The 4,038-nt window shown below is 38.9% G+C and carries 7 protein-coding genes; all 7 read right to left on the reverse strand.

Going from position 1 to position 4,038, the window contains the following annotated elements; translation table 11 throughout:
- Positions 1-246: 246 nt before the first annotated feature.
- A complete protein-coding gene (locus tag B2V92_RS04415; RefSeq protein ID WP_025145566.1) occupies positions 247-657 on the reverse strand; it encodes a BrxA/BrxB family bacilliredoxin in 411 nt (136 codons plus the stop codon).
- Between the two features lie 106 nt (positions 658-763).
- A complete protein-coding gene (locus B2V92_RS04420) occupies positions 764-1,267 on the reverse strand; it encodes a CCC motif membrane protein (protein ID WP_293305079.1) in 504 nt (167 codons plus the stop codon).
- Positions 1,268-1,275: 8 nt separating this feature from the next.
- Complete coding sequence (locus B2V92_RS04425) at positions 1,276-1,596, reverse strand: DUF2752 domain-containing protein (RefSeq protein ID WP_293305080.1); 321 nt, start codon at positions 1,594-1,596, stop codon at positions 1,276-1,278.
- Complete coding sequence (locus B2V92_RS04430) at positions 1,577-2,011, reverse strand: YkvA family protein (protein WP_293305082.1); 435 nt, start codon at positions 2,009-2,011, stop codon at positions 1,577-1,579. Before B2V92_RS04430 ends, B2V92_RS04425 begins: the two co-directional genes overlap by 20 nt.
- A gap of 17 nt (positions 2,012-2,028) precedes the next feature.
- Positions 2,029-2,913, reverse strand: a complete 885-nt coding sequence (locus tag B2V92_RS04435; RefSeq protein WP_293305084.1) for a YARHG domain-containing protein — start codon at positions 2,911-2,913, stop codon at positions 2,029-2,031.
- A 22-nt stretch (positions 2,914-2,935) separates the two neighbouring features.
- Positions 2,936-3,562 (reverse strand): DUF2306 domain-containing protein, encoded by a 627-nt coding sequence (locus B2V92_RS04440; protein WP_293305085.1) that lies wholly within the window; start codon positions 3,560-3,562, stop codon positions 2,936-2,938.
- On the reverse strand, positions 3,563-3,970 hold the full coding sequence (locus B2V92_RS04445; RefSeq protein ID WP_293305086.1) for a hypothetical protein: 408 nt from the start codon (positions 3,968-3,970) through the stop codon (positions 3,563-3,565).
- Positions 3,971-4,038: the final 68 nt, after the last annotated feature.

The raw sequence follows: 4,038 nt of genomic DNA on the forward strand, positions 1-4,038 counted from the left end.
AAAAAAGTCCGTCATTGCGAGGAGGCACGACGAAGCAATCTTACTGCTATGGTTGGGGATTCTACAATTTCATACCTGGCGATCGCATTAGGATTGCTTCGTGCCTCACAATGACGCTCCTCAGCGACCCTTCAATCGCATATGATTCTTATATAAAACGCAAAATGGCGAATGCTTCCATTCGCCATCTCCATATTATTTAAGAATCACTTATCAGTGCAATCCTTCAATCTGTGTAATCAATCTTTAGCAGTACTGCTCAAAGGCACCAATCAGGTTATCGGCAATCATTTGTGCCGGACGACCTTCAATCTGGTGACGCTCGATCATGTGTACCAATTTACCATCTTTAAACAAAGCCATTGCCGGCGATGACGGAGGAAAAGGCATCATGTAGTTTCTGGCCTGATCTACTGCTTCTTTTTCCATACCTGCAAAAACCGTTACCAATTTATCAGGGTGTTTTTCGTGTGCTGCCGCCGCTCTTGCCGCCGGACGTGCATTTGCTGCTGCGCAACCGCAAACAGAGTTTACCACTACCAACACCGTACCTTCGCCTTTAATGGCCTGATCTACGTCTGCTGCGTTTTTTAATTCCTGGAAACCAACGTTGGTTAATTCCTTACGCATTGGCTCTACTAAATATTCTGGATACATTATCTTAGTTTTTTTATTTACAATTTTGAACGTTACAAAAATAAGAAAATCGGATGGCATGCACCACCCGATTTATATTTTTAAGGTAAAATTAAAAGAAGCATCCTTATTGAAGGCCTTTTAAAATTTGTTCCATTTTATGCGGATCGCTTAACATGCCCATACCAAACATTACAATAATGAAAATATAATAAAGCAGGGATAAAATATTTAAGACTAAGCCGATAATTGCACATACCCTACCCGCATTTAAGTTTTTATACGAGCTTAAAGTATAAAGAGCGGGATTGGTGGCGTATAAAATTCTGTCTTTCTTACTTAAAACCAATGCAATAATTGCAGGGATTAAACCAAAAACACCATAGCAGCAACAAAATGCAATGGAAAGAATGCCCAGCACAAGTACTACAGTAGCGTTTGGTAAGCTCTGCTGTCCGAAGCCTCCTCCAAACTGGCCAAATGGCGGCTGTTGAAAAGGTGGCGGTTGTTGAAATGGCGGAGGTGTTGCAGGCCCCTGATCAAGTGGCTGAAAAGGTGCTGGTTCCGGATTCTGATTCTTTGAAAGATCAATGGGTTTATTTTCCTGGGGGTTTTCCTGTTCTTCTGACATAGCTGTATTTAGATCAATTGATGGTTGTATATTTTGTAAATGTAACTGATTAAGATAATTACTGCAACACCTGCGAAAGTGATTTTAATTAACTGTGCACCAAACTTAAAATCTACTTTTAAGTGCACAATGGTAAAGAGTATCACAAAAACCAGTGGGATGGTAGCCGGATAAAGTTTAAATGAATGAATCAAATCGCCCCTTAATAAAGCTAAAATGGAGCGCTGCAAACCGCAACCCGGACAATCAAAGCCAAAATGGGCCTTAAACGGACATGTTAAAAGGTGCCGTTCTACCCAATCGAAAAAACTATGTTGCTGTTGAGCCATTTATATCGCCAATAAATTTTACCTGTGCATCTTTCCAGATTTTATATTTTTCGAGATCTTTAACCACTTGCCTATACACCAGGTTTAAAATATAAATATCATCAATAAAGCCCAAAACAGGCACAAAATCAGGAATTACATCAACCGGCGATAAGAAATAGATTAAACCGCCCAAAATAGCAATGATCGATCTTTTTGGAATTTCGGTATAATCGCCATTTACATAATCTTTGGATACCGCAAAAAGCAACACCAATTTCGACCAAACACCCTCCAGATCACCTTTGTTGGTTACCGCCTTTCCGAGGGCATCTTTTATCGTATTACCGGCCTTGGTTTTATCATTTAAGATTACCGAGGCCCTGCTCTCCGATTTTTTGAAGAAACCCAATATTTTTTCCCTGTTCAATTTCATGGTTAATCCTTTACAAATTAACGGCCAAAAGCATCATAATTGTCTTCGGCATATTTGGTAAAACGATCTAACAACTTGATATTTTTATTTTCTATTGCCGTTAAATCATTGTCAACGTTATTTTTAACAGGTACATACCATTCAACAGGATCGAAAAAATTCCTAAAGGTCTGTTTTTTAAACGCATAACCATGTCTGGCGAAAATGGTATTTTTGATAATCTGGAGATCAAGTTTCCTTAAATTCTTTACATCTTCTTCTTTGAGTGTGGTAGTTGAGGCATTTAATTTAAAAATCTGATCAGACGCACTTCGGTAAAAAGGATTTGCCTCCAGGGTATCAATTTTTCCATCTTCTGCGGTATCCACTCTTTTTATCATTTTATGATCGCTCCAGTCTACATAACTCGATTCAGTTGGCAACATCAGGCTTGCATTGTATTCGAATGTCTTTTTTAACAGTTTAAACTCCTTTTCAGGCCATTTCAGTCCTTTTTTATAGGCATTCCATTTACCGATCAATGTATCGCCTACAAGTGAGATTTCAAATTTTCCGTCGTATTTATCCGTTCCAGGTTCATCTAAAACAAAGGTAATTTTACCGCCATCTTCGGATAATTTTCCCAATAATGGCCTGCTGTTGCCTGAAACTACGCTTTGGGCAATTACAGTATCTTTCGTGATTTTTTTGATATTGATATTCAGTTTTTCAAAAGCATCCTGCATATCACCATCGTACTCCAACTGTTCTGCTGTATAAAAATCGCCGACCCAAAAGCCATAAAGCTCTTGGTGTATTTCCTGTTGGGCCACAGCAGTAATTTTTGCAGTATCGGTTTTCTTGGTGTCTCTGCACGATAGCATCAAAAAAGGGATCAGAGCGAGTAATAAGATTTTTTTCATTTTAGATATCTGTTTTTATAGGTCAAACAATTTTCTTTTTAATCAGCCATTCGGCAATCAGTAGATTGGGTATCCAGCCCAGCCAGGCAATAATCTGGTATACATCCATTGGGGCCGGGTGGAATAAATATACCAAAATAACTTTCCACAACCTTAAGGTGATTGCCGAAGCTGCCAAGGCAAAACTGCGGTACATAAACTTTTTATGGCCAACTATTTTTCGTTCTAAGATTAACAAAAGTGCTTTTAAGGTAAACCAGAACCATAAAATACCCAGAATAATAAACGAGGTTTTGGCCATTAAGCCGCCGTTTGCAAACCAACCGATAAAAATACCTGAAGGTGATGCCAACAAAAGCACAAAGCCAACATACAGATAGCCCAGCCACCGGTGTATTTTGGGATATCGAGCTAAAATTTTGTGATTAAACTGGGTAAAACCGGCCAGCAATACAAATATGGCACTATACACATGCACATAAAATATGGGCAGGTAAGCTTTAATGCCTGATACTTCTGTCTGTTTAATCTGTAGAAAAGAAACCTCGCTACTAAAGGGAATGTAGCGCAAAGTAATCTGCATCATCAGCATAAAAAAGTAGGCTAAAAACAATAGCCAGGCCACCTGTTTATAACTGATGCTTTTCATTTATTTTTTGTTAAAGAGCGTCAGTAACTTTTTATCGAAAGGTATGGGTATCAATTGCGCGTTTACCACATCATCTTCGTAAAGCTGTTGCTTTTTAGGATCGAACACAAAGCGGGCAATAACGGGCATCCTATCGGGATAACTTTCGTGCAGATTAAAATCGTAGGTTTTAGAGTAAGCCTGAGAAGGATCTGTTTTAGGATTGGGACTGCTCTCGAGCATAATGCCATAAGAGGTGCCGCCATTTTTCACCACCTTTTTGCCCAAACCTTTGGTTAATTGCCTGCATCTTGGCGATGTTTCTACAATTTTATACGCAATTTGCGCTTTGTAACTTTCCTTTACCTGGGCTTTTGATTGATAGGCGAAAAATATCAGCGTTAAAAGAAGAAATAGGATGTTTTTCATTATTGAGTAGAGTTAATTATAAAAACTGTCACACTGAGCTTGTCGAAGTGCCATCGTCAGGTCTTCGA

This window comes from Pedobacter sp. UBA5917 (assembly GCF_002432345.1).
In the GTDB taxonomy this organism is placed as follows: Bacteria; Bacteroidota; Bacteroidia; order Sphingobacteriales; family Sphingobacteriaceae; genus Pedobacter.